The 23,974-nt window shown below is 72.2% G+C and carries 21 protein-coding genes; 8 read left to right on the top strand and 13 right to left on the bottom strand.

What is annotated here, in order from left to right; genetic code table 11:
• Window positions 1-4 precede the first annotated feature (4 nt).
• From ACX9TP_RS07780 to ACX9TP_RS07755, 6 genes are read right to left on the bottom strand one after another with little or no spacing between them, the layout of a single operon-like run.
• Window positions 5-1,639, bottom strand: a complete 1,635-nt coding sequence (locus tag ACX9TP_RS07780; protein ID WP_482979093.1) for a flavin monoamine oxidase family protein — start codon at window positions 1,637-1,639, stop codon at window positions 5-7.
• A gap of 40 nt (window positions 1,640-1,679) precedes the next feature.
• Complete coding sequence (locus ACX9TP_RS07775; RefSeq protein ID WP_482979092.1) at window positions 1,680-3,176, bottom strand: polyamine aminopropyltransferase; 1,497 nt, start codon at window positions 3,174-3,176, stop codon at window positions 1,680-1,682.
• Window positions 3,177-3,219: 43 nt separating this feature from the next.
• The gene (locus ACX9TP_RS07770; protein ID WP_482979091.1) at window positions 3,220-3,447 is read right to left on the bottom strand and encodes a DUF350 domain-containing protein; all 228 of its coding nucleotides are present in this window, start codon (window positions 3,445-3,447) and stop codon (window positions 3,220-3,222) included.
• On the bottom strand, window positions 3,447-3,608 hold the full coding sequence (locus ACX9TP_RS07765; RefSeq protein ID WP_482979090.1) for a hypothetical protein: 162 nt from the start codon (window positions 3,606-3,608) through the stop codon (window positions 3,447-3,449). Before ACX9TP_RS07765 ends, ACX9TP_RS07770 begins: the two co-directional genes overlap by 1 nt.
• Before the next feature lie 25 nt (window positions 3,609-3,633).
• Window positions 3,634-5,535, bottom strand: coding sequence for a DUF4178 domain-containing protein (locus ACX9TP_RS07760; protein ID WP_482979089.1), 1,902 nt, complete (start codon window positions 5,533-5,535; stop codon window positions 3,634-3,636).
• A complete protein-coding gene (locus tag ACX9TP_RS07755) occupies window positions 5,532-5,765 on the bottom strand; it encodes a hypothetical protein (RefSeq protein ID WP_482979088.1) in 234 nt (77 codons plus the stop codon). Before ACX9TP_RS07755 ends, ACX9TP_RS07760 begins: the two co-directional genes overlap by 4 nt.
• Before the next feature lie 99 nt (window positions 5,766-5,864).
• Between ACX9TP_RS07755 and ACX9TP_RS07750 the strand changes: the two genes are divergently transcribed.
• On the top strand, window positions 5,865-6,860 hold the full coding sequence (locus ACX9TP_RS07750; RefSeq protein WP_482979087.1) for a lipase family protein: 996 nt from the start codon (window positions 5,865-5,867) through the stop codon (window positions 6,858-6,860).
• A 2-nt stretch (window positions 6,861-6,862) separates the two neighbouring features.
• Here the strand turns inward: ACX9TP_RS07750 and ACX9TP_RS07745 are convergent, their stop codons facing one another.
• Together ACX9TP_RS07745 and ACX9TP_RS07740 are read right to left on the bottom strand one after the other, a co-directional pair.
• On the bottom strand, window positions 6,863-7,951 hold the full coding sequence (locus ACX9TP_RS07745) for a trigger factor (RefSeq protein WP_482979086.1): 1,089 nt from the start codon (window positions 7,949-7,951) through the stop codon (window positions 6,863-6,865).
• A 29-nt stretch (window positions 7,952-7,980) separates the two neighbouring features.
• Window positions 7,981-8,931 carry a hypothetical protein gene (locus ACX9TP_RS07740; RefSeq protein ID WP_482979085.1) on the bottom strand — a complete coding sequence of 317 codons (951 nt, stop codon included), beginning with the start codon at window positions 8,929-8,931 and terminating at the stop codon, window positions 7,981-7,983.
• 181 nt (window positions 8,932-9,112) lie between these two features.
• On the opposite strand from ACX9TP_RS07740, the gene ACX9TP_RS07735 reads away from it, so the two are divergent.
• From ACX9TP_RS07735 to ACX9TP_RS07725, 3 genes are read left to right on the top strand one after another with little or no spacing between them, the layout of a single operon-like run.
• A complete protein-coding gene (locus ACX9TP_RS07735; RefSeq protein WP_482979084.1) occupies window positions 9,113-9,871 on the top strand; it encodes a peptidylprolyl isomerase in 759 nt (252 codons plus the stop codon).
• Window positions 9,871-10,620, top strand: a complete 750-nt coding sequence (locus ACX9TP_RS07730; RefSeq protein WP_482979083.1) for an alpha/beta hydrolase — start codon at window positions 9,871-9,873, stop codon at window positions 10,618-10,620. Before ACX9TP_RS07735 ends, ACX9TP_RS07730 begins: the two co-directional genes overlap by 1 nt.
• Window positions 10,621-10,624: 4 nt before the next feature.
• Window positions 10,625-11,038: a secondary thiamine-phosphate synthase enzyme YjbQ gene (locus tag ACX9TP_RS07725; RefSeq protein WP_482979082.1), complete on the top strand. Its 414-nt coding sequence runs from the start codon at window positions 10,625-10,627 to the stop codon at window positions 11,036-11,038.
• A 57-nt stretch (window positions 11,039-11,095) separates the two neighbouring features.
• On the opposite strand, the gene ACX9TP_RS07720 is transcribed toward ACX9TP_RS07725, so the two are convergent.
• From ACX9TP_RS07720 to ACX9TP_RS07705, 4 genes are all read right to left on the bottom strand, one after another.
• On the bottom strand, window positions 11,096-11,536 hold the full coding sequence (locus ACX9TP_RS07720; RefSeq protein WP_482979081.1) for a hypothetical protein: 441 nt from the start codon (window positions 11,534-11,536) through the stop codon (window positions 11,096-11,098).
• 130 nt (window positions 11,537-11,666) lie between these two features.
• On the bottom strand, window positions 11,667-13,409 hold the full coding sequence (locus tag ACX9TP_RS07715) for a L,D-transpeptidase family protein (protein WP_482982128.1): 1,743 nt from the start codon (window positions 13,407-13,409) through the stop codon (window positions 11,667-11,669).
• A gap of 396 nt (window positions 13,410-13,805) precedes the next feature.
• Window positions 13,806-14,630 (bottom strand): class I SAM-dependent methyltransferase, encoded by an 825-nt coding sequence (locus tag ACX9TP_RS07710; RefSeq protein WP_482979080.1) that lies wholly within the window; start codon window positions 14,628-14,630, stop codon window positions 13,806-13,808.
• Between the two features lie 50 nt (window positions 14,631-14,680).
• Window positions 14,681-15,934: a peptidase C39 family protein gene (locus ACX9TP_RS07705; RefSeq protein ID WP_482979079.1), complete on the bottom strand. Its 1,254-nt coding sequence runs from the start codon at window positions 15,932-15,934 to the stop codon at window positions 14,681-14,683.
• Window positions 15,935-16,081: 147 nt separating this feature from the next.
• On the opposite strand from ACX9TP_RS07705, the gene ACX9TP_RS07700 reads away from it, so the two are divergent.
• The 3 genes from ACX9TP_RS07700 (at window position 16,082) to ACX9TP_RS07690 (ending at window position 20,695) form a co-directional block, all read left to right on the top strand.
• Complete coding sequence (locus ACX9TP_RS07700; protein WP_482979078.1) at window positions 16,082-16,573, top strand: nuclear transport factor 2 family protein; 492 nt, start codon at window positions 16,082-16,084, stop codon at window positions 16,571-16,573.
• Between the two features lie 161 nt (window positions 16,574-16,734).
• On the top strand, window positions 16,735-18,306 hold the full coding sequence (locus tag ACX9TP_RS07695) for an SDR family NAD(P)-dependent oxidoreductase (protein WP_482979077.1): 1,572 nt from the start codon (window positions 16,735-16,737) through the stop codon (window positions 18,304-18,306).
• Window positions 18,307-18,451: 145 nt separating this feature from the next.
• On the top strand, window positions 18,452-20,695 hold the full coding sequence (locus ACX9TP_RS07690) for a hybrid sensor histidine kinase/response regulator (protein ID WP_482979076.1): 2,244 nt from the start codon (window positions 18,452-18,454) through the stop codon (window positions 20,693-20,695).
• A 10-nt stretch (window positions 20,696-20,705) separates the two neighbouring features.
• Here the strand turns inward: ACX9TP_RS07690 and ACX9TP_RS07685 are convergent, their stop codons facing one another.
• A complete protein-coding gene (locus tag ACX9TP_RS07685) occupies window positions 20,706-23,207 on the bottom strand; it encodes a PAS domain-containing sensor histidine kinase (protein ID WP_482979075.1) in 2,502 nt (833 codons plus the stop codon).
• 350 nt (window positions 23,208-23,557) lie between these two features.
• Between ACX9TP_RS07685 and ACX9TP_RS07680 the strand changes: the two genes are divergently transcribed.
• The gene (locus ACX9TP_RS07680) at window positions 23,558-23,926 is read left to right on the top strand and encodes a hypothetical protein (RefSeq protein WP_482979074.1); all 369 of its coding nucleotides are present in this window, start codon (window positions 23,558-23,560) and stop codon (window positions 23,924-23,926) included.
• Window positions 23,927-23,974: the final 48 nt, after the last annotated feature.

The following is a 23,974-nucleotide window of genomic DNA, read 5'->3' as shown; positions in this document are numbered from 1 at the left end:
CCGCCTACAGCCAGCTCGCCTCGCGCCGGCCCAGCTCCGCCAGCACGCGCTCCGCGGCCTTCACGCCGAACCAGTTGGCCTCCTCGAAGAGGGCCATGCCGCCCAGGTCCGTGTGCGCGAAGTGCAGGTTGCGGCCCAGGCTCTCGCGGGCCGCCTTCTTCTGCGCGCCCCACATGAAGCCCGGCGAGGGCCGCACCATGGCGTGCCCCCAGCGCTGCACCTCCAGTCGCTGCGCCTGCTCGGCGATGCCCGGGTGCGCCGGCAGCAGGTCCGCCATGACGAGCGCCTCCCAGTCCGCGTAATTCGCCGACAGCGCCTTCTCGCGCTCCGCCTTCGCGTCCGCGCCGGCCATGGGCAGGTACCAGGTGAGCACCGTGGGCCCGCGCTCGTCCTGGAGCAACTGCTGGTGCGTGGCGACCACGTAGCCCAGGCTGCGGCTCTCGTAGAAGACGTTGTCCCAGGCCAGCGGGAAGCCGCGCGAGCGCGGCGGCGAGGACAGCGTCAGGTTGGCCACCACCCAGGGCCCGTAGGTGAAGGCGCCCAGCCAGTCGGGACGCTGCGTCCGCCAGGGCGCCACCACGTGCGCCGCCACGAAGCGCGGGCAGGCCAGCACCACCTGCCGCGCCTGGAAGGAGCGGGGCTTGCCGGTGCCGGCCTCCAGTGCGTCCACGCGGCAGCCGCCCTCGTTGGGCGTCACGGTGTGCACCAGCACGTTGCGCTCCACGGCGGCGGGTGGGAGCGCGGCCTGGAGCTGCTTCACCAGCCGGCCATTGCCCTCGGGCCAGCTCAGGAAGCCCTCGCTGCGCTCCCCCTTCCCGTCCTGCCGCGCGGCGAAGTACCAGATGCCCGCCCACGCGGAGACGTGCTCGGCCGTGGTGCCGTAGTCGTCGCGGCAGGCGTAGTCCACCAGCCACTTCAGCCGCGCCGACGTGAAGCCCTCGCGCGAAAGCCACGCGGCCATGCTGAGCGCGTCCAGCGCCGTCCACTCCGCGTCGTCGCTGGACAGTCCGGAGGGCACCGCGAAGGCCTTGCGCCCCTTCGCGTCGCGGGCGGCGGCGAAGGCATTCATCCGCGCGTCGAAGCGCTCCAGCTCCGCCAGGTCCGCGGGGCTGGCGCCCGCGCGCAGGTAGAGCCCCTCGTACCAGTGGCCCCGGTAGAACAGGCGCTCCTCCGGCTCGTGGATGAGCAGCGTCTCCTCGAAGGTGGGGTAGCCCTCCGCGTCCACCCCGGTGACGGCGCCCATCTCCCGGAGCAGCCGCACCACGGGGCCCCGGTCCTCCAGCGGCGCCGGCAGGTAGTGCGCGCCCCACGGGTACGCGGACACGGCGTTGTGGCCGGAGCGCGACGTGCCGCCCGCCTCCGCCTCCAGTTCCAGCACGCGCACGCCCTTCACGCCCGCGCCCGCCAGGCGCCACGCGGCGGACAGGCCCGCCACGCCCGCGCCCACCACCAGCACGTCCACGGGCTCCAGCACGTCCGCGCGCGGCAGCGGCCCGCCCCGCAGCTTGTGGCCCACCTCCACCGCGCGGTCGATGATGGCGCCGGGGACAACTTCACGGGGCCCGGTGCGCTTGCACGCGCTGGCCGCCACCGCCGAGCCGAGGAACGCGGCCACCAGCTCGCGCCGCGTCAGGTCCATGAATGCCACGCCTCGCCGGAGGGGGACGCAGCAGCCCGCGTCAGTTCCACCGCCGCCACTCCTCCTCGTAGTAGTGCACCAGCACCTGGTTGTTCAGCCGGTTCACCTCCGCCGGCAGCGGGCTCATGTCCGGGGCGAACTGCGTGAGCGACTCCAGCGTGGGCTCGTCCAGGAAGAGCAGCCCCTCGGGCAGCGGGCGGCGCCGGCCCGGCGGCTCGTGCGCCACCAGCACGAAGCCCCACTCCCCGAAGGACGGCACCAGCGCGTGGTACGGCTGCGTCCAGAAGCCCGCCGCCTTCAGCGTCGTCGCCACGCACCAGAAGGAGCGCCGGGCGAACAGCGGGCTGGTGCTCTGCACCACCGCCACCCCGTCCGGCGCCAGCCGCTTCTTGAGCAGCTTGTAGAAGCCCGTCGTGTACAGCTTCCCCAGCGCGAAGTTGTTCGGGTCCGGGAAGTCCACCACCACCACGTCGTACTGCTCGTCCCCTTCCGCCAGGAAGCGCATGGCGTCCGTGTTCAGCACCCGCAGCTTCGGGTCCGACAGCGAGTGCCCGTTGAGCTTCGCCAGCTCCCCGTAGCTCGTCGCCAGCACGGTAATCGCCGGGTCCAGGTCCACCAGCGTAACGGAGCGCACCTGCGGGTGGCGCAGCACCTCGCGCGCGGCCAGCCCGTCCCCGCCGCCGAGGATGAGCACCCGCTCCACCTTCCCCGCCCGCACCATGGCCGGGTGCACGAGCGACTCGTGGTAGCGGTACTCGTCGATGCTGGCGAACTGCAGGTTGCCGTTGAGGAACAGTGAGAAGCCCCGCTTGCCGCGCGTGAGGATGATGCGCTGGTACGGCGAGCTGGACGCGTGCACCACGTCGTCCGCGTAGAGCTGGTCCTCGTAGAACGTCGTGAGCCGGTCTCCCAGCACGAAGCCCACCAGCAGGAACACCGTGAGCACCACCGCCTTGATGCGCAGCCGCAGCGGGTTGCCCAGGAGCGGCTCCAGCAGCCACGTGCTCCACAGCCCCACGGCCGCGTTGAGCACGCCGAATATGAGCGAGGTGCGCACCAGCCCCAGCTTCGGCACCAGCAGGAGCGGGAAGGCGACGCTCGCCGCCAGCGCGCCCAGGTAGTCCAGCGACAGCACCTGGCTGACCAGGTCCTTGAACTTGAGCTGGTCCTTCAGGATGCGCAGCAGCAGGGGAATCTCCAGCCCCACCAGCGTGCCAATGGCAATCACGCTGCCGTACAGCGCCACCTGGAACAGGCTCGTCAGCGTGAAGGTGAGGAACAGCAGCGGCGCGCACAGGCCGCCCAGCAGCGCCACCGCCAGCTCCACCTCCACGAAGCGCTGCGCCACCCCGCGCTCGATGTAGCGCGACAGGTAGCTGCCGATGCCCATGGCGAACAGGTAGCCGCCGATGACGGTGGAGAACTGGGTGATGGAGTCGCCGAGCAGGTAGCTCGCGAGCGCCCCGACGACGAGCTCGTAGATGAGCCCGCACGTCGCGATGACGAGGACGGTGATGTACAGCAGCGTCTTGTTCAAGTCGTCACTTCACTTCGGGCGAGGCAGCGGGCGCAAAGCGCCCTCAACCCCCGATGGCGGCCGCCACGATGATGGCCAGGCCGATGATGAAGGAGCCGATGACGATGCCGACCGCCGTGTTCTGGTCGACCTCCAGCTCCTTGTGCACGTCGAAGGGCAGGATGAGGCGGATGACATAGAAGCCCGCCACGAACACCGCCAGGCCGATGAGCGAGTACACGACGCTCGCCAGCACTCCATCCAGGCTCACCACCACACCGAGCAGCAACATCACTTGCCTCCCATGTAGCCACCGGTCCACAGCAGGATGCCGCCCGGCCCGCGCCGCACGTTGCCCGGCACCTGGTCCTTCTGCTCGCTGCTGAAGGGCGACCACCCCGACATCGTCAGCGCCGCATAGCCCAGCAGCACCAGCCCACCGAAGTACTTCATTCCGTGCCTCCGTGAGTCATGGACCTCAATCCGCGAAGTTGCTCTCCGACCAGCGCTGCGTCTCGAAGCCGTGCGAGCGGAACAGCGCCCACGCGGGCCCCACCAGCAGCAGGACGAGCGCGAAGCAGAACCAACTGCCCTGGGGGGCGTCGTGGGTGAGCTTCACGTTGAAGGCGCGCGAGCGGGCCGGCCCCGGGTCGAAGGACGCCGTGGTGCGCAGCACGTACTTGCCCGGCGGCAGCGGGGACAGCGTGGTGCTCCCCGAGCGCGAGCCCTCGCTCCACGAGCCGTCGCTGTCACTGCCGCTGTAGTAGCTCAGCTCCTCGTAGAACCCCACCACCTCGCCCGTGTCCTGGTTCACCAGGTCGCCCTGGACGCCCAGCCAGTCGTTGTCGAGCCCGGCGGCGGAGACTTCCACCTCCATGTTGCCGCGCTTGGACAGCTCGAAGGGCTTGCTGAACTCCATCGCCGTCGGCGTACCGGGCTGCGCGTCCGGGGGCACCACCACCGCCATCTCCTGCACCACGCGGTTCTCCGCGCGCACGGTGAAGAAGCCGGCCATGACGAGCAGCCCCGCCAGCCAGGCGAGCGTCCACAGGAAGGTGGAGCGCATCCCCGCCTTGTGCGGGTTGGGCTGGCTGGGGGCGATGCCGTGGGGCGGCGGCGGGGACTCCTTCAGCTTGAAGGCCTCCTTCACCACGCCGGGCGCCAGGTACTCGCCGTGGGTGTACGTCACCTCGTCCTCGGTGGCGTCCACATTCACGGAGTACGGCGGCGCCACGTACTCCGTGGCCTGCGCCCGCTCTCCCGCCGTCACCTCCCAGTAGAACTCGCCCTGCACGGCTTCCGTGACGGCGGTGACGTTCTGGAAGGCCTTGTAGCGGCGGCGGTCGTAGAAGGCGGCCACCTGGGGTGCCAGCTGCACGTCACCGGCGGCCATCGGCTTGAGGAACACCCAGTGGCCGTTGGAGTGCATCAGCCACGTGAAGCCGCGCGCCGGGTGGTAGAGGAGGTACTCCTCCCACGGGTAGCGCACGCCCTCCACGGTGCACGAGCGCACCAGGTAGCCGATGCACAGCCACTCCGTGCCCTCCAGCGTCCCCTTCGCCCCCAGGGGGATGAGGGGCGCCTCGGTGGGCTTCTCCAGCAGGCGCAGGAAGGACAGCTGGCCGTGGCTGACGTCCAGCAGCGCGCCGCAGTAGGGGCACGCCACGCGCAGCGACTTGTCCGGCGCGCGCAGCTCCAGCGGGCCGTTGCAGTTGGTGCAGCGCGCCTGCTTCATCTCCACCTTGCGCGCGCGCGGGCGGAGCTGGCTCGGGGCAATGCCCAGCTGCTCCAGCTTCAGCGCCTCGCCGGTGAAGACCTCCGGGTCCTGCCCGCGCGTGCCGAAGTCCAGCGTGAGGAAGGTCCCCTTGCCGCCGGTGGCGTCCACGTACCAGGCGTCCTGCGTGGGGTCCACGTCACTGGGAAGCTGCCCCTCCGCGGACACCACCTTCCCGTGGCCGCGCTCCTCGATGACCCACGAGCGCTCTCTCAGGCGCAGCCGCTCGCCGGGGTGCAGGTCCTCCAGGACGAGGCCCTCTTCCACGCCCGCGTCGAAGAGCAGGTGGAAGGCGCCCTCGGACTCGCTGATCCACCCGGTGCGGTCGTCGTCGAACTCGACGTACCACTCGTCCCAGGGGCCGGCGCCGTGGTCCTTCTGGAGGTGGCCGATGATGCGGTAGCCCACCCTGCCGTGGCGCCCCTCCGCGCCCAGCTGCAGCGGCGAGTCGGTGGGGACGATGCGGCCAATCTTCCCGTGGGCCTCGAACGTGGCCCCGCTGCGCGCCACCACCGTCTGGCAGTGCGCGCACACCACCACCTGCGCCGAGCCGGCGGTGAACTCAATCAGCACACCGCATGATGGGCACTGTCCCTGCTGCGTCACGCCACCCCTCCCCGCTTCAGCTCTCGCACGTGGCTTTGCGCCGCGCCCAGGTGCCGCGCCAGCAGGGACTCGAAGTCCGGGCGCGCGCGGGTGCGGCGGCAGTAGACGTTGAGCGCGGCGAGCGCGGCCGCGTCCTCGAGGCGCTCGGGGGCGCAGCCACTGGCGTCAACCAGCCACTCCTGTCCGGTGGTCAGCGTCGGAACTCCTCCTGCGTGACGGCTTCTTAGCATGCCACCTGCCCTCGAAGGTGAGTCCATGTCGGCCATGCGGGCAGGCGGGGTGGGGCCGTTGGCGCCCGGGGACGGCTTCCCGGTACGCTTCCGCGGAAGATGACGCAGTCGCTGCCCGACGTCGCCCTTCCGCCGCCCACCCCCACTCCCGCCCCGGCCCGCGAGTCGGGTGCCATTGCCCGGCTGTCGCGGAGCCTGCGCGGCCTGCCTCCCGCGGAGCGCTGGTGGGGCCCCGGCTGTGGTGGCCTGGCCGGCTGGCTGCAGCGCTCCGCGCAGGGGCTCCCGGGCGAGGACCTCACCCCGCGCTTCAAGGCGCTGCTCTCGCGCGTGCGCGAGGGCGAGCCGGTGCTGCCGGACGCGGCGAAGCGGCACCAGTACGTGCTGGTGCGCGGCATGCTGGGGGACGAGCTGCCCGGCTACCTGCTGGACAATGTGCAGCGGCTGGAGCGCCGGGGCCTGGACGTGCTCGAGGCGCCGGTGGACACCGAGGGGCTCATCACCGACAACGTGGCGGTGCTGCGCGAGGCGCTGCTGGACGCGGAGCACTTCGGCCGCTCGGTGGTGCTGGTGGGCCACAGCAAGGGCGCCGTGGAGTGCACGGCCACGCTGGCCCTGCACCCGGAGCTGCGCCGGGTGGTGCGCGCGGTGGTGACGCTGCAGGCGCCCTACGGCGGCTCCTCCCTGGCCCATGACCTGGCCACCACGCCGGACATGCGGCGGCTCATCGACTTCGCCTTCCCTCTGCTGTTCCATGGGGTGTCCCGGTCCGTGGAGGAGCTTTCCTATACAAGTCGGATGGAGTTCATCCGAAAGCACCCCTACCCGGCCGGCATTCCCACCGTGTCGCTGGCCACCTCGCGCCTGTCGCGCCTGTCCAGCCTGTACCCGCTGCAGCGCTACCTCCGGGACAGGTACGGCTACGCGGCCGACGGCCTGGTGACGGCCCTGGACGCGGAGGTGCCCGGCGCGGGCGTGGTGCGCCTGGACGACATGGACCACGCGGAGGGCGCGCTGCGCGCCCTGCCCGGGTTCAACCGCTACCACCCCGGCGACGTCACCGAGGCCATGGTGGCCCTGGCGCTCGACGCCCGCTGACGTCAGGCCGGCGCCGTCAGCTTCACCTTCTTCATCACATGGTCCACGGTGGCCAGGTGCAGCGCCAGGTCGTACAGCCGCCGGGCGAGCGCCGCGTCCTCCTTCACCGCCCGACCCAAATCCTTCCGGGCCACGCCGGACAGGCCGGCGAGCTCGTCGATGAGCGCGTCCGTGGCCTTCTTCTCCGGCTGCACGCCGTCCCGCGTGGCGATGGCCCGCAGCGCCAGGGCCAGCGTCAGGCGCCGCGCCGCGTCCGCGCGGGTGAGCGCGTCCTTCTGCCACCCCTCCAGCGCCTCCTGCAGCTCGTCCGGCTGGAAGGCCTTGCGCGCGAGGATGGGGCGCTCGGTCTCCGCCCAGCGGCGGCGAATCTCCTCGTCCACCAGCGCGGTGGACAGCGACACCTGCGTGCGCTCCACCACCGCGTCCAGCACCCGCTCCTGGGTGAGGCGGTCCATCTCCTCGGTGCGCTCGCGGGCCAGCTCGTCGCCTAGGTGGCGCATGACGTCCGTGAGGCTGCCCATGCGCAGCCGCTTCAGCAGCTCCGGTGAGTCATCCGCCAGCAGCCGCAACTCCTGCGCCGCCTTCACGTCCAGGAGGAAGCGCGCCGTCTGCCCGCGCAGCGCCTCCACGGGGTAGCTGTCCGGCAGCTTCAGCTCGATGCCGAAGGACTGGCCCACCTTCGCGCCCGGGAGCGCCTCGAAGAAGCCGGGCAGCACCGGGTCCGCAATCACATGCGTCCGCCAGTCCTCCCGCGCGGAGAAGGGCAGCAGCCGGCCGTTGGCGAAGCCGAGCACGTCCAGGAGCACCTCGTCCCCGACGCCCACGTCCTCGCCCGGCTTGCGCTCGCGGCGGTCGGCGTGCTGGCGGCGGAGCGCATCGAAGCGGTCGACGAGGTCCTGCTCCGTCAGCGGAGCCGGGCGCACCAGGGCCACCGTCAGCCCCTCCAGCGAGGGGGCGGTGACGGTGGGGAGGTCCACCGGCTCGGTGCTGTCCAACGAGAAGGCGGAGGGCATCCGCTTCATGATGCCGAGCGCGTGAAGCTCGGCCAGCGAACGCGCACCGCCGCCCTTCGGGTCGTCCTTCGTCGTCATGACGCGAGTATGCGTCGGGACGGAGGCGGCTAGAAGAAGGAGCCGACGAAGCTGGACACCGTGGACACGGCGGCGCCCACCTGGCTGACCACCGGGATGTTGGTGGCGGCGGCGATGGAGCCCAGCGCGGTGATGCCGGCCGTCACCTTCTTGCCCGTGGAGGCGTTCGGGTCGGCAATCGTGCTCACGGCGGCGGCGGTGTCCGCCACGGCGATGGCCACGTTCAGGCCCGGGGCGAAGCGGCCGGCGGCACGGGCCGCCGCGGTGCCACCTTCGCGCAGGGCGTGGCGGGCGGCGTTGGCGCCCAGGCGGCCGGCGACCTCCAGGCCCTCACCCGCCGCGCGGGCGGCCACGTTGCGCACCACCTGGCGCGAGGCCCCTTCCACCGCCTCGCGGGCGGCGGCGCCAGCGACGCGGTTGGCCACCGCGCGGCCGGCGTCCGGGGCCGCCTGCGTGAAGGCCGTGCGGGCCGCGTTGGCGGCGGCGCGGTAGTTGCTGACGTTGCCGGCCGTCTCCAGGCCACCCTTCACCACGTTGAGGCCGGTGGAGGCGGCGCTGGCCACGGAGCCCGCCGCCTTGTTGGCGCCCTCCAGCGAGGGGTTGCGGAAGAAGTCGCGCGTGTCGCGGAAGGCCAGGTAGGCGGCGCCCGGCAGCTGCGCCACGCTGGCGGCGGTGCCCGCGGCGCCGGCCCAGCGCGCCCCACGGGTGTTGACGCCCTCCACGGTGCCGGCGCCGGCACGGCCCGGAATCTCCCAGGGGCCGAAGCGCTGCGGGCCCGGGGCGTTGCGCACCTGGGTGGCGGCCACGCCGTCGGAGATGGACTTCGCGCCGTTGGCGACCTGGCTCACCCGGTTGTGGGCCGTCTCGAACCGGTCCGCCTGCGGCTGCGCCGGAGCCGGCGGCCGGGGCGCGGGCGGCGTGGGACGCGCCGTCGGAGTAGGCGTCGGGGCGGGGCGGGGCTCGTTACGGATGGGCGCCATGAGAAAGGGACTCCAAGGGGATCTTCGCGAATCGCTATCCGGATCATCGCGCCTTCCGCCCCGGAGTTGCTTCGGGGGCGGGGGGGCCGTGTCTTTTTTACTCCAGGTGCGTGACAGTGGACAGGGGGCCCCCGCGTAAACCCCTGGAATCCGTCGAAGGTGGCGTCTAGGTTCGCCCGCCATGCGGACCCGAATCCTGACGACCGTCCTCCTCAGCCTTTCCCTCGCAGCCTGCAAGGACTCCGACAAGAAGGAGCCCTCCAGCGCGCCTCCCACCCCGCCTCCGGCCGCGCAGACGCGACCCGCGCAGCCCTCCGGGACGCCCGCGCAGCAGGCCCCCGCCGCCACGCCGCCGCCCGCCGAGGCCGCCGCCTCCGGTGAGTGGACGAAGAAGGTCCAGGCCGGCCAGGAGGTCTACGCCACCCTGAGCACCAACCAGGGCGCCATCACCGTGCGCCTGTTCTCCAAGGACGCGCCGAAGACGGTGGCCAACTTCGTGGGCCTCGCCACGGGCGAGAAGCCGTGGACGGACCCCACCTCCGGCCAGCGGGTGACGGACCGGCCGCTGTACCAGGGCGTCGTCTTCCACCGCGTGATTCCGGGCTTCATGATTCAGGGCGGAGACCCCACGGGCACCGGCCGCGGCGACCCGGGCTACCGCTTCGAGGACGAGTTCAAGAGCGGCCGCACCTTCAACAAGCCCGGCCTGCTGGCCATGGCCAACGCGGGCCCCGGCACCAACGGCAGCCAGTTCTTCATCACCACCTCCACGCCGGACTACCTCAACAACAAGCACACCATCTTCGGTGAGGTGGTGCAGGGCTATGACGTGGTGGAGAAGATCTCCAACGTCCAGCGCGACTCGCGTGACAGGCCGCAGACGCCGGTGGTCATCGAGAAGATTTCGATGAGCGACCAGGCCCCGGCGGGCGCGAAGTGATGGGTGGCCGCACCGCTCGACGCCTCGCCACGCGGCTGGGTGAGCTGGAGTGCAACGTCGTCGACGCGCTCCCCGACGGCGCGGCGCCCGAGCTGGCCGTCATCCTCTGTCACGGCTTCGGTGCTCCTGCGACGGACCTGGTGCCGCTCGCGCCGGAGCTGATGTCCGTGGAGGCGTCGCTCGCCGACCGCGTGCGCTTCATCTTCCCCGGCGCGCCGCTGACGCTGGCGGAGTGGGGCATGCCCGCCGGGCGCGCGTGGTTCCACCTGCCCGAGGCCATCATGCGCGGGCAGCTGCGCGACTGGGACCTCTTCGCCCGCGAGGTGCCCCCGGGCATGTCGGCCGCGCGCCGGGCGATGATGAGCGTGGTGGAGGCGGTGTCCCTGTCCATGAAGCTGCCGTATGGCCGCATCGTGCTGGGCGGCTTCAGCCAGGGCGGCATGGTGACGACGGACGTGGCGCTGCGGCTGGAGGAGGCGCCCGCGGGCCTGTGCATCCTGTCCGGCACGCTCACCTCGGAGGCGGAGTGGCGGCAGAAGGCGCAGGCCCGCAAGGGGCTGCCCGTGTTCCAGGCCCACGGCCGGGACGACACCGTGCTGCCCTTCGCCGCCGCCGAGCGCCTGCGCGACGTGTTGACGGAGTCCGGGCTGGCGGTGGACTTCCACCCCTTCGACGGGCCGCACACGATTGACGCCGAGGAGCTGGAGCGGCTGGCCGCCTTCCTGGTGGCGCGGCTGGGAGGGCGCTGACGGCATGTACCACGCGAAGGAGCTGACGGTGGCCACCCGGGGCCGCGGCTTCACCGACATCACCGCCGACGTGCAGCGCGCGGTGACGGAGAGCGGCGCGAGGCAGGGGCTGTGCACGGTGTTCCTGCACCACACGAGCGCGTCGCTGATTCTGTGTGAGAACGCGGACCCGGACGTGCGCAGGGATTTGGAGTCCTTCTTCGCGCGGCTGGTGAAGGACGGGGACTCGCTCTTCGTGCACGACGCGGAAGGGCCGGACGACATGCCCGCGCACGTGCGCACGGTGCTCACGCAGAACTCGCTGAGCATCCCCGTGAAGGACGGCTCCGCGGACCTGGGGACGTGGCAGGGCGTCTACGTCTGGGAGCACCGCACGTCGCCGCACCGCCGCCGCGTCACCGTGTCCGTGGTGGGGTGAGCACGGCCCGGCAGGACAGACCGGGCCGCGTCTGCTTGAAAGCGCCGAGCCAGCGCATCAACCACAGACGAAGAAGTCGTAATGGAAGACGAGTCCGGAGCTGGCACCCGTGGAATCCACGACGGTGACCCTGTACCGGGACGAGTAGTCACCGGGCGAGGTCGCATCGGGCTCCCAGCAGCTGAACGACTTGCTGGGCGAGGTCCCGTTGCCGTGGCCGATGAAGTACGTCTGCATCGGGACGAACAGGTTGCGCTGCTCGGACCAGTTATAGGTATACGGGGGCACACCGCCGGAGACGGACGCCGTGCAGGTGACGTCCTGATAGGACGTGCGGCTGCAAGAGAGTCCGGCTGACAGCCCGGCCTCGGAGGTCCCCAGGGTGGAGCCCTCCTCCGTCGCGGAGTCGAGCCCCTCCTGCGGAGGACCACCACACGCCGCCAGCATCAGCGTCGCGGGAACGAGGAGAAGCGCATCACGAAGGGACAAGCGTCGCATCGGGTCTGCCTCCAGTCAGGTGAGGCGCGGGAGTGCGCCTCCCCAAAGACAGACGTCAACACACCTACAATGGAAATCAAGAAACGCCAGCAACAGCCTGGCACCCAGGGTCAGACGTCCGACAGCCGCGCTACCGCTCCCGACGCGCGGTGGAGGCGACGGTGACCTTGCGCTCCTGGCCCTTCGCTCGCGCCTGCCCGCGGATGCGCACCCAGGAGCCGGGGGCGTCCGGTGTCGCATGGACCATGGACCAGCCGGTGGGGACCTCGGGCGCGGCCCAGGTGTAGAGGGCGCGGGCGTCCTTCGGCGCCAGGTTGATGCAGCCGTGGCTCATCGGGTCGCCGAAACGGTCATGCCAGTAAGCGGTGTGCAGCGCGTAGTCGTCCTGGAAGAACATGGTCCACGGCACCGTGGCCACGCGGTACGTCTCGCTGCCGGTGGTGCCGTTGCCCGTCATGTCCGCCTCCGCGAACTTGAGCCAGATACGGTAGAGCCCCTCCGGTGTGTCCGTGCCCGGCTTCCCCGAGGAGATGAGCGTCGCGTACACCGGCCGCTCGCCCTCGTAGGCCACCAGCACCTGCGCCTCCAGGTCCACGTCCAGCCACCGCTCGCCGGGCTCCACGCCGGGCGGCGCGGGCGTGAACCAGGCCACGTGCAGGTCATCCCGGGCCACCCAGTGGTTCTCCGAGATGAGCACCCAGTTGCCATCCGCGGACAGCTCCCGCACCGCCACCAGCGTGCGCGGCGGCAGCACCGTCTCCCGCGCGGCCTTCGCGTCCGGCGCCACGCGCACGTCCACATCGGAGCTCGGCCGCAGGCGGGACTGGGCCCACGCGAAGGGCGTCGGCAGCTCCGCGAGCAATTCCGCGCCCACGCCCTCGAAGGAGGAGGGCCGGTACTCGCGCAGCACGCGCGCCTCCAGGTACTGGCCGTCCGCGGTGCGCCAGAAGGTGCGGCGGCCCACGCGCACCTGCCCGCGCAGCTGCACCGTCACCGAGCCCTTCAGCAGCACGCCCTTCTTCTTCCTCTTCGCCAGGGCGAGGCTCGGGTACGCCCGCACGCGCCGGCCCACCACGCGCGCGTAGACGCCCGGCGTCAGCTCGCCCTCGCGCAGCTTCGGCAGGTCACGCACGCGGGGCTCGCGGAAGTTGGGCTCCAGGTAACGGTCGCAGACCCAGCCGCGCGGCTCGATTTGAATCCACGCATCGCAGTCCGGCCCGCGCATGGCCGTGTCGCCCTTCCAGCGCACGCGCATGTCCTGGGCCACCGTGCCCAGGGGTGGCGCATCCCGGCGGGGCTCCTGGCGCACGGCGATGGAGCGCCTCACCCGCAGCGAGCCCGCGTCGGGCGCGTAGGGAATGGCGAAGGGCGCCGTCCCCGCATCCGCGCCGCCGAGGGGCTCCGAGTCCGGCTCGAACTCCTCGGGGTCCAGGGACGGGTCGATGTCGCCCAGCACCAGCCCCGTGTCCTCCAGCGGCTCGCCGTCGGGCCCGAGCACCAGCTCCACGCCCGGGTTCTTCCGGTCCGGAATGACGACGAGCTGCTCGGCGGGCGGAGGCTCCACGTCCTCCGCCTCCCCATGCGGCGCGGGCCTGGGCATGACGCTGAGCGCCGGGTCGTTCGCGAGCGCGGGGCCCTCGGCTCGCGAGTCGTCGGAGTCGGAGGACTCGGAGGCCACCCTGGGCGCTGCCTTCGCGTCGGTGGAGGCCGTGCCACCATCCGGCGCGGTCCGCTGCCACGCGGCGAGCAGCTCTTCCGAGGAGGGTCCCTGAGCGCTCAGGCCCCCGTCGGAGGACGGAGCGACACCCGTCGCCGGCGCGGCCGCCGTGACGGGCGGCTCGCCCGCGTCACTCGCGCCGGCTCCCGCTTCCACCAAGGCGTTGGCACCGGTGGCCGACGCCCCCGAATCGGCGTCTGACGGGAGCGCAGCCACCCGCGCCGCGCCAGCCTCAGGCGCACGGCCGTCCTGCGCGGGCACGACGGCCACCGCCGCATCCAGCGCGGCCCCGCTCCCTCGCGAGCCCACGCCGTCCAGGCGCGGCGCCTCCGGACTGGAAGCAGGAGCACACGCGAGACCGGGCAGAAGCAGAGCGAGCGGGAGCCAACGACGCATGGATGCGACACGGTACGTAGGTGCTCACCGAGTCACAACGTCGTCCGAGGTGAGGTCGCCTGCGCTCGACTCCGCACGGGTGTGCATACCGTGCGCCCGGAGCGGCGGTTGTCACATGCAACGGAATGTCTCAGTCCGCGCGAGGCGAACGTGCGCTCACTTCCGAGAACCCACGGTGAGGTACGCGTTGAACAGGCCGGCCTGCGGGCCGGTGCCCAGCTCCGAAGAGACTTTGTCCAGCAGGGCCCGCTCGACGCCGCCCCACTTCTCACCGAGCGCCCTGCGCGCCAGCACGACGGGCGCGGCCGAGCGCACCATCGCGTCCACCAGCGCCGCCGTCGAGGCGTAGTCCACGCGGGCACTCGCCTCGTGCACGGAGACGTCCACGAAGCCCGCGTCGGACATCTCCCGCTGACACGTCTCCGGGTCCGACAGCGGCATCATCCCGTCGCGCGGCGCCCCGCCCCCGCCCCCTCCCCCGCTCATCAGCTCCGCGAAGCTCCGGTAGAACACGTTCATCACGGGCGAGCGCTCCAGCGGAATCCAGCTCGACACGACGGCGCGGCCTCCGGGGACGAGCACGCGCAGCAGCTCGCGGAAGCCGCGCGGCCGGTCGGGGAAGAACATCAGCCCGAACATGGAGAACGCCGCGTCGAACGTCCGCTCCGCCAGCGCCAGCGCCATGCCATCCCCGACGAGCGACTCGACCTCCAGCCCCTCTGCCGTCGCGCGCTCGCGCAGCGTCGCAATCATCCGGGGCGCGAAGTCCACCGCCGTCACCCGCGCGCCTGCCCGTGCCGCGAGGAGCGCCAGCGTCCCGGGCCCCGCCGCCACGTCCACCACGCGCGAGCCCCGCCCCACCGCCGCCCGAGTGAGTGCATCCCGGGCGAAGTTCTCGAACACCGGCTGCAGCTCGCGCACGTACTCCGGCACGACCAGCTCCCAGGCATCGGGGACGGAGAGGGGCGACGGGGTCGACATCGGAAGGTCTCCTCCAGGAAGGGGCTGCACGGGCTTCAACGACGCCAGGGTCACCGCAGGACGCCCACCACGCCCTCGGGGAGCGAGGTGCCCGCCGGCCACAGGACATACGCGGCATGGCGCGAGTGGCGCCAGGCCCGCCAGAGCTGGTCTCGCTTGTACGTCACCGACACCGTCTCGTCCGTCTTGAAGGCGGGGTCGTTGCACACCACGTCCCCCTCCGGGGTGAAGCCCTTCACCACGATGAGGTGCCCGTCCGAGCGGCGCACGGGAGAGCCGGCCAGCGTCCCCTCCTCGTACGCGATGCTGATGCTGACGGGGATGCCCGCGGCGATGAGCCGCTCCACCTGGTCGAAGCCATCCAGGCGCAGCACCATGCCGTGCAGCGCCCCGCCGCCCATGGCGGACGCGTACGCGGTGTTGAAGGGCCAGTTGCCGGTGCCCCGGTACGCCCAGTCATAGGTGCGCTCGGCCGACGCGGGCACCGTGGTGTGCAGCTCCGGCCGCCCCAGCTTCTGTCCCCAGTAGCCGAGCAGCATCGTGGTGGACGTGGGCGAGCACCACACCGGCCCACCCTCCGGATAGAGCATCTGCGAGTAGCCCGGCACGTCCAGCACCGTCCCCCACGCCGCGCGCGCCGACACACCGTCCTCGGCGAGCCCGCGCTTGTCGCTCACCGCGGCCGACAGCGCGCGCACGTGGGGCGTGGCGTCCGGCCGCGAGGAGTAGAGCCACACCTTCATCCGCAGCGCGTCCGCCCGGCGCTGGAGGTTGAGCGTGTCCGTGGACACCGCGCCATTCGCATCGCGCTGGCCGTCCACGCTGTGCCGCGCCACCGGCGCCGAGTCGAAGGCCCACACGCCCAGCTCGTAGTCCTTCGTCCAGGCGCCGTCGATGCGCGCGGCGAGCGTCACCTTCAGCCACGTCCCCGGCGGGGTGAGGGCGTCGAAGGAGGGCACCACGGTGGTGAACCCACCCGGGACGAGCTGCGTGTCGGAGACCGCCAGGCCCTGGCGATAGCCTCCACCGACGTAGCGCGTGCCCCCATCCGCCTCCACGCCCGAGGCGAACGGCTCGCTGACCGTCGGCGCCGCCGCGTCCAGCTCCAGCGCGCCATCCGCCGCGAGCACCGTCCCCTCGCGGGCGAAGCGCTCGAAGTCCCGCTCCGCCGCGCTCCGGCGCCACAGGCGCGCCGGGGGCCCGGCCTCCACGGGCGCCTCCTCGGGGCCACGCGGCTGGGAGACACAGGCCGTCATGTTGGAGGCCAGCAGAAGCGCGAGCGTCGGCAGGGAGCGGGAATTCACGGCACGGAGTCTGGAGGCCCCGGGCCCCGGGGCACAAGGCACATCCGCGCGGAGGCCCCGGGACGTTCACCGACGAGGAGCTTCTGCAGCCCTGTCCCCCGCCCCGGGGTACGTTGCGAGCCTGAAGTCTCCCCGGAGGATGTACCGATGAAGAAGTCCCTCGCCGCGTGTCTCGTGTTGCTCGCCCTGGCCGCTCCCGCCCTCGCCGCTCCGAAGGGAGAGGAGGCCGCCGTGCTCGAAGCGCTGCACTCGGGCTGCGAGTCCTTCCGCACCGGCAACGAGAGCCTCGCGGCCGAGTTCCTCGGCGACGGCTTCACCCTCATCGACACGTCCGGCAACCTCACGACGCGCGAGGAGACCCTCACCGAGCTGCGCAACAAGGAGCCCCGCTACGAGGTCTTCCGCAACCACGACATGAAGGTGAGGCTCTACGGCGACACGGCGGTGGTGAATGGCACCACCTCCGTGAAGGGCGTCGCCGGGGGCAAGGCGTTCGCCGCCGAGCTGCGCTTCACGGACACGCTCGTGAAGCGCAACGGCCGGTGGCGAATCGTCGCCAGCCACGTGTCCCCGCTGCCGAAGCAGAAGGAAGAGAAGAAGGAGGAGAAGAAGGGCGAGGCGGCGCCGGCCACGCGCTGAGCGCCCGCGCGGGCCGTCCGGGGCCCGGGACGGAGAGTGGCCGGCCCCCCTGATTCGTTGGAGGTGCGGGCTCCTGGCCGCATGGCCGCCCGCCCTCCCGCCGAGCCCGTGTCCACCACCGTCCTTCCCTCTGGTCCGCCCGGAGGGTATTCACCCAGGGAATGAAGGACGCCGAGACCTCCCCCGCCCTGCCCGAATCCACCTCACCGGCCGCCGTGTCCCTGGACGAAGTCCGCCAATGCACACGGCTGCTGCAAGCCATGGCCGAGAACCGGCGCCTGGTGACGGAGCTCCCCGAGGAGGAGAAGATTGCGTTCCTGAGCGCGGCCACCCGCGTGGTGTTTCCGGACCGCCAGACGAAGTCGCGGCTCACGAAGACCCTGCGCAGGGAGCGCAAGCAGGCGAAGCAGACGCATGACCGCGAGGTCCGCGCCACGACGGAGATTCGCTCGCTGCGCCGGTCCGCCGTCTTCACCGTGCCCCTGCTCCCGCCCCCGCCCCCTTCCGAAGGGCCGGAGCGGCTGCTGGCGGTGCCGCGCAAGTGCTACGTGTGCAAGGCGGAGTACCGCAAGCTGCACTTCTTCTACGACACCCTGTGCGTCGAGTGCGCGGACTTCAACTACGCCAAGCGCACCCAGCGCGCGTCGCTGACCGGGAAGGTGGCGCTCATCACCGGCGCCCGCGTGAAGATTGGCTATCAGGCGTCGCTGATGCTGCTGCGCTCGGGCGCGAGCGTCATCGCCACCACCCGCTTCCCCCAGGACGCGGCGCAGCGCTACCTGCGCGAGCCCGACTTCGCGGAGTGGTCCCACCGGCTGCACATCCACGGGCTCGACTTGCGGCACGCCCCCAGCGTGGAGCTGTTCGCGAAGCACGTGGAGCAGACGCACCACCGGCTGGACATCCTCATCAACAACGCCGCGCAGACGGTGCGCCGTCCCCCCGGCTTCTATGAGCACCTCCTGGAGGGAGAGCTGCGCCGGATGGACGAACTGCCGGAGGCGGCCCGTCCCCTGCTCGCGGGACACGCGGCGTGCATCGCGTCGCTGAACCCGGCCCTCGGCGCTGGCGGCGCGGACGCCCAGGCGCTCGCGCCCACGTGGCGCAGCAATGACCCGGCAATGGGCATCCACTCGTCCGCCGCGCTGTCCCTGCTGCCCTATACGCAGGAGCAGGAGGGCGACACGCGCGCCCTCTTCCCCCAGGGGCGGCTGGACGCGGACCTGCAGCAGGTGGACCTGCGCGGGATGAACTCGTGGCGGATGAAGCTGGCGGACGTGTCCACGGCGGAGATGCTGGAGGTCCACCTCATCAACGCGGTGGCGCCCTTCATCCTCTGCGGGAAGCTCAAGCCGCTGATGATGCGCGGGCGCTCCACGCCCGGCCACATCGTCAACGTCTCCGCCATGGAGGGCAGCTTCTCGCGCGGGACGAAGACGGACCGGCACCCGCACACCAACATGGCGAAGGCCGCGCTGAACATGATGACGCTGACCTCCGCGCCCGACTACGCGAAGGACAACATCTTCATGAACGCCGTCGACACCGGCTGGGTCACCGACGAGGACCCGGCGGTGCACGCGGAGCGCAAGCAGCAGGACCTCGACTTCCAGCCGCCCCTGGACATCGTCGACGGCGCGGCCCGCGTGGTGGACCCGGTCATCTCCTCGGAGAACTCCGGCGAGTACGTGTGGGGCAACTTCTTCAAGGACTACCGCCACACCGCGTGGTGAAGGCGGGCGGCCCCCCGCCGCGCCTGTGCGCACCGGACATGAGGCCGGCGGCTGACTTGCGGCGCGCCCCATTGAATGGTCCGCTGCGTCCCGCCGGGTCCTGCCCGGGCACCCACCGCCACCCCTTGTAGAGCCCGCCCGGACCATGCCCCTCCGCTCCCGTCATCCCCGGCCACTGCGATGGCACCTGGTGAGGCTCGTGCTGGGCGCGCTGCTGCCCGTCGTCGTCTTCTCGTGCATCCTCTTCGTCTTCCTGGCGCGCGCGGAGCGCTCGGCCTCCGAGCGGCGGGTGCTCACCTCGGCGCGCTCGCTGGCGGAGGCGTTCGACAGTGAAACGGCCGGCTCGCTGCGCACGCTCCAGGCGCTGGCCGCCTCCGCGTCGCTGGACGAGAAGAACCTCCAGCGCTTCCGGGTGCAGTGCGAGCGCGTGCTGCGGACGCAGCGCGGGTGGGTGACGCTCCTCCTCACGTCCCCGGAGGACGTCCCGCTGCTGAACACGGGCTTCCCCGAGGGCAGCGCCCTGCCACCCGTGGCGGAGCCCGAGAGCCTCGTCCGGGTGCGAGAGACGCTGCGGCCCCTGGTGGGCAACCTCGCCGTGGGACGGGGGCCCCGGAAGCAGCTCGCCGTGCCCCTGCGCGTCCCCGTGGTGCGTGACGGGAAGCTGCGCTACGTGCTCACGGCCGTCCTCTCCGTCGACGCGCTCCGCGAGGTGGTGGCCCGGCAGGCCTCGGACGACATCGAGTGGACGCGCACGCTGGTGGACCCACGCGGCATCGTGGCCGCCCGCACCCGGGACCCGGCGCGCTTCGTGGGGCAGTCCGCGACGGCCACGTTCCTCCAGCGCACGCGCGCCGCGCACGAGGGCGTCTACGCCGACCACTCCATGGAGGGCGAGCCCGTCTACGCCGCGTTCAGCCATACGGAATCCGGCTGGGCGGTCACCGTGGTCAGCCCGCGCCACGTGCTGGATGCCCCCGTGCGGCGCTCGCTGCTGGCCGGCGGACTGCTCGGGCTGGCCATGCTGCTGTTGAGCGCCGCCGGGGCGTGGGCGCTGTCGCGGCGCATCGGACGCTCCATCACCGACGCGGCGGACGCGGCGGACGCGCTCGCCAGCGGCGCCCCGGTGCGCGTGGACGCCTCGGACGTGCGCGAGCTGGCGCGGCTCAACGAGGCCCTGGTGCGCTCCGGGCACCTGCTGGAGGCGCAGGACCGCGAGCGCGAAGCCCACCTGGAGGTGGCCGAGGCCGCCCGGGCCGAGGCCATCGCCGCCACGCGGGCGAAGGACGCCTTCCTCGCCATGCTCGGCCACGAGCTGCGCAACCCGCTGGCCCCCATCGTCAGCTCGCTGGAGGTGCTGCGCCTGCGCGGGCTGGCGCAGACGCCCGAGCACGAGGTCATCCGCCGCCAGCTCAGCCACGTGGTGCGGCTGGTGGATGACTTGCTCGACCTGGCGCGAATCGTCCGCGGGCAGATGTCGCTCCACCGCGCGCCGCTCGAGCTGTCCACGGTGGTGGACCGGGCGGTGGAGGCGGTGACGCCGCTCCTCGAGCAGCGCCAGCACGCGCTCGACCTGGCGGTTGCCGCCAGGGGGCTGCCCGTCCTGGGCGACGCGGACCGGCTCACGCAGGTGGTGACGAACCTGCTCACCAACGCGGCGAAGTACACGCCGCCCGGGGGGCGGCTCCAGGTGCGCGCGGAGTCCGGCGCCGAGGAGGTCGTCCTCACCGTCTCGGACAACGGCGAGGGCATTCCCCCCGAGCTGGCGGAGCACATCTTCGCGCCCTTCGTGCAGGGGCCGCGCTCGGTGGACCGGAGCGCGGGAGGGCTGGGCATCGGCCTGGCGCTGGTGAGCAGCGTGGTGACGGCGCACGGCGGCCACGTCAGCGTGCACAGCGACGGGGCCGGCCGGGGCAGCGCCTTCACCGTCCGGCTGCCCCGCCACGCCGCGCCCCCGGAGGCGCCCGCGGAGCCCGCCCCGCCTCCGCGCCCGGCCGACAAGCGCACCGAGCCGCTGCGCGTGCTGGTGGTGGACGACAACGTGGACGCGGCCGAGGCGCTGACGGACCTGCTGGAGATGTCCGGCTACACGGTGGCCATGGCGCATGACCACCGCCAGGCGCTGCAACGGCTCGACGGCTTCACGCCCGAGGTGGCCATCCTCGACATCGGCCTGCCGGAGGTGGACGGCTACGGGCTGGCCGCGCTCATCCGCGAGCGCCTGGGCGACGCGAGCCCCACGTTCGCCGCCCTCACCGGCTATGGCCAGCACGAGGACCGGGCACGCAGCGAGGCGGCGGGCTTCCAGCGCCACTTCGTGAAGCCGGTGGAGCTGGCCGAGCTGGTGGCGTTCCTGGAAGAGGCCCGCCAGCCGCGCCGCGGCGCCGCCTGAGACGCGGCCTTCAGCCCCGGTGGAAGCGGGGCAGCCGCACCCGGAACAGCGTGCCCGTCTCCCGCGTGGAGGTCACCTGGACGTGGCCCCCATGCGCGGTGACGATTTCCTGCACGATGAAGAGGCCCAGCCCCACGCCCTTCAGCGCGTCGCCGCCGGCGTCCGCGCGGGTGAAGGGCTGGAAGAGCCGGGGCAGCAGCGAGGGCGGAATGGGGTTGCCCGCGTTGACCACCTCCAGCACCACCACGGTGCCATCGCCGTCCCCCCGCACCTCCACGGGGACGCCCCGGGCGCCGTGCGTGAAGGCGTTGACGACCAGGTTGCCCAGCAGCTGCGTCAGCCGGTCCAGGTCCCACTCGCCCGTCAGGTCGCCGCGCAGGTCCAGGTGGATGTCCCGCTCCGGGTAGGCGGCGAGCAGCTCGTCCACGACGACGTGGCAGGCATCCTCCAGGCTCATGCGCCGGCGATGGATGGGCAGCGCGCCGCCCTGACTCACGCGCGCGTAGTCCAGCAGGTCGCGGATGAGGTGGTCCATGCGCTGCACGCTCGTGAGGATGCGGGCCGCGCGCTTGCGCTGGGGCGAGTCGGGAGCGCTGTCCTTCAGCAGCAGGGTGCTGGAGGTGGCAATGGCCTGCAGCGGGTTGCGCAAATCGTGCCCCACGATGCCCATCAGCCGGTCTCTCGTCTCGGCCTCGCGGCGCAGGGCCTCGCGCATCTCGTGGTGCGAGGTGACGTCCATGGACACCGCCACGCCCGCGAGCGGCCGCCCCTGCGCGTCGTGGACCCGCGTGGAGCTGAGGTCGATGTGCTTCACCGTGCCGTCGTTCATGCGCAGTCGCACCGGCTCGCTCAGCACCGTCTCCCCCCGCAGCAGCGAGCGCGCCAGGGGCCACTGCTCGGGCCGGTAGGGCGTGCCGTCCGGGTGGGTGCCCTGGTAGGCCCCGTACCCGGGGATGCCCTCCGAGGCCACGAAGGGGTGACCCCAGATGGACTCCATCGCCGCGTTGCCCCGGGTGAGCCGGCCGCCGGGCTCGGCGATGACGACGCCCACCGGGAGCTGCTCCAGCACGGCTTCCAGCAGACCGCGCTCGGTGGCCAGCCTGTCGCGGAGCTGCTCGGCCTCCTCGCGGGCGCGGCGCTCGGCCTCGTACAGGCGCGCGCGCTCCAGCGCCAGGGCGCACTGCTGGCCGAGCGACTCCATGAACTGGAGCAGCTCCGGCTCGAAGGTCTGCGCGTGCGCGAAGGAGAAGCCGAAGGCGCCGAGGATGCGCCCGTCCACGCGCAGCGGCAGCGCGGCGAAGGCGCGGCCCAGCAGGGACGGCGCGCCCCTCAGGCCCGGGTAGTCCCGGAAGAGGTCGTCCAGGTCCGGGTACAGCATGGTACGGCCCGTGCGCACCGCCTCCCGGTACATGACGGGTGTGTCCACGGGGAAGCGCCGCCAGGCGTCCAGCGTCCCCTCGGGGAAGCCGTGCGCGCCGCGCAGCTCGAAGGATTGGCCGTCCTCGCTCAGCAGCGCCAGCGAGGCGGTGACGGCCTCGAGCGCCGCGGCGCCCTCGCGCACCACCACGTCGGCCACCTCCTCGGGCCGCAGCGCGCGGGACAGCGCGGCCGACACCGCCGCCAGCCGGTCCGCGCGGAGGCGGGAGCGCCGGGACGTGGTGACGTCCTTGAGGATGCCGGTGATGCGCAGGGGCCGCCGGTGCGCATTGAAGTGCACCCGGCCGAACGCGGACAGCCAGCGCTCCTTCTCCACGAGGGGGCCCGCCGCGCGAAAGTCGATGCGGAAGCTCCCGTCCCCCTCGGGGTCGAAGGCCGCCTGACGGGCGGCGTCCAGGCGGGGACGGTCCTCCGGGTGGATGCACTGCTTGAGGCGCTCATCGTCCAGGGGCGTCCCGGCGGGCAGGCCCAGCAGCCCCAGGCTCCTGGCACACACGCTTCGCTGGCCGGTGAGCAGCTCGGCGTCCCAGGTCCCCAGGTCCGCGCCCTCGAGCGTGAGGCGCAGCCGGTCCTCGCTCGCGCGCAGCTGCTGGGCGATGCGCCCGGCCTCCTCGCCCCGGCGCAGCTCGGTGATGTCGGAAATCATGCCCACGTACCCGGCGACGCGGCCGTCCACGTCCACGTGCGGCAGGTAGTCCGCCTGGACCACGCGAGTGCCGCCATCCCTGTAGGGCATGGCGCGCTCGAAGCGCACCGGCTGGCCCGACAGGGCCGCTTGCAGGTGGGGGAGGACGGCCCGGTAGGCGGACTCGCCCAGCACGTCACGCACGCGCCGGCCGAGGACCTGCTCGCGAGGCACGCCGAACCAGCGCTCGTAGGTCTGGTTGCAGAAGCGGTAGCGCTCGTCGCGGTCCACGTACGAGAGCAGCACCGGCGCGGCATCCACCGTCACCAGCAGCTTTTCGATGAGGCCCCGGTCGTCCAGCACCCCGCCCTCGCGGGGACGCTCGCGGTCCAGCACGAGCAACCGGTCGATGACTTCACGCAGGGAGGTGACGGACGGGGATGGAGTCATGACGGGGGGATGTGAGGGGAACAGTAGTGCGCACCCGTCCGCCCCACCCGGAGGGTCCGCCGCCTGATTGGCACCTGACGGAACGAACCGCAAGACCCCGCACCGTGCTCTGTCCGGCGGCCGGACAGGTGAGGGCCGTGTATCAGGCCAGACATGGCGTATGGCGAAGGGGACGTGCGACTCGAATGCTGGACCTCATACGAGTACGGGCGCTGGAGGATGGCGCGCAAGGGACGAGGGACTTTCGCGGCTTCCCCCGTTCAGCGTGTCAGTAGCGCTTTCTAGGCTTTCCTTGCCGTGCAGGGGTCCAGGCCCCCACGGCTGACGGGCAATGTCCCGAGGAGACAGCCATGAAGCGAGTGTCCCTTTTCTGCGCGGTGATGATGTCGGTGCTCTTCGCCGGTCCGGCCCATGCCGCGCTCGTCACGGCGACGGGCTACGTGTGCTTTGCGACGTACACGCGGCAGAACAACGTCAGCTATGGCCAGGGCTACGTGAGCGTCCAGGTCCACAACGCGCCGGGCTGCACCGGGGGCGTCGTCGGGACGTACCAGTACCTGGGCACGGGCGCGACCGCTGGCGGCTACCAGCACACCGAGGCCGAGCGGCTGCAGCTCTTCGAGCGCGCCACCATGGCGGCCACCCAGGGCACCCGCATCAGCATGCTCGTCGAGAGCGTGGGCGGGGGCATCTTCAACACGACCTACTACGCGAACTGAGCCAGGGCGGGCACCGAGCCACTCGACTGGGACCGCGCGGAGCGGCCC

Source organism: Pyxidicoccus sp. M15 (assembly GCF_056858435.1).
Note: the sequence above shows the minus strand (reverse complement) of the source record. Positions and strands in the feature narration are given on the sequence as shown.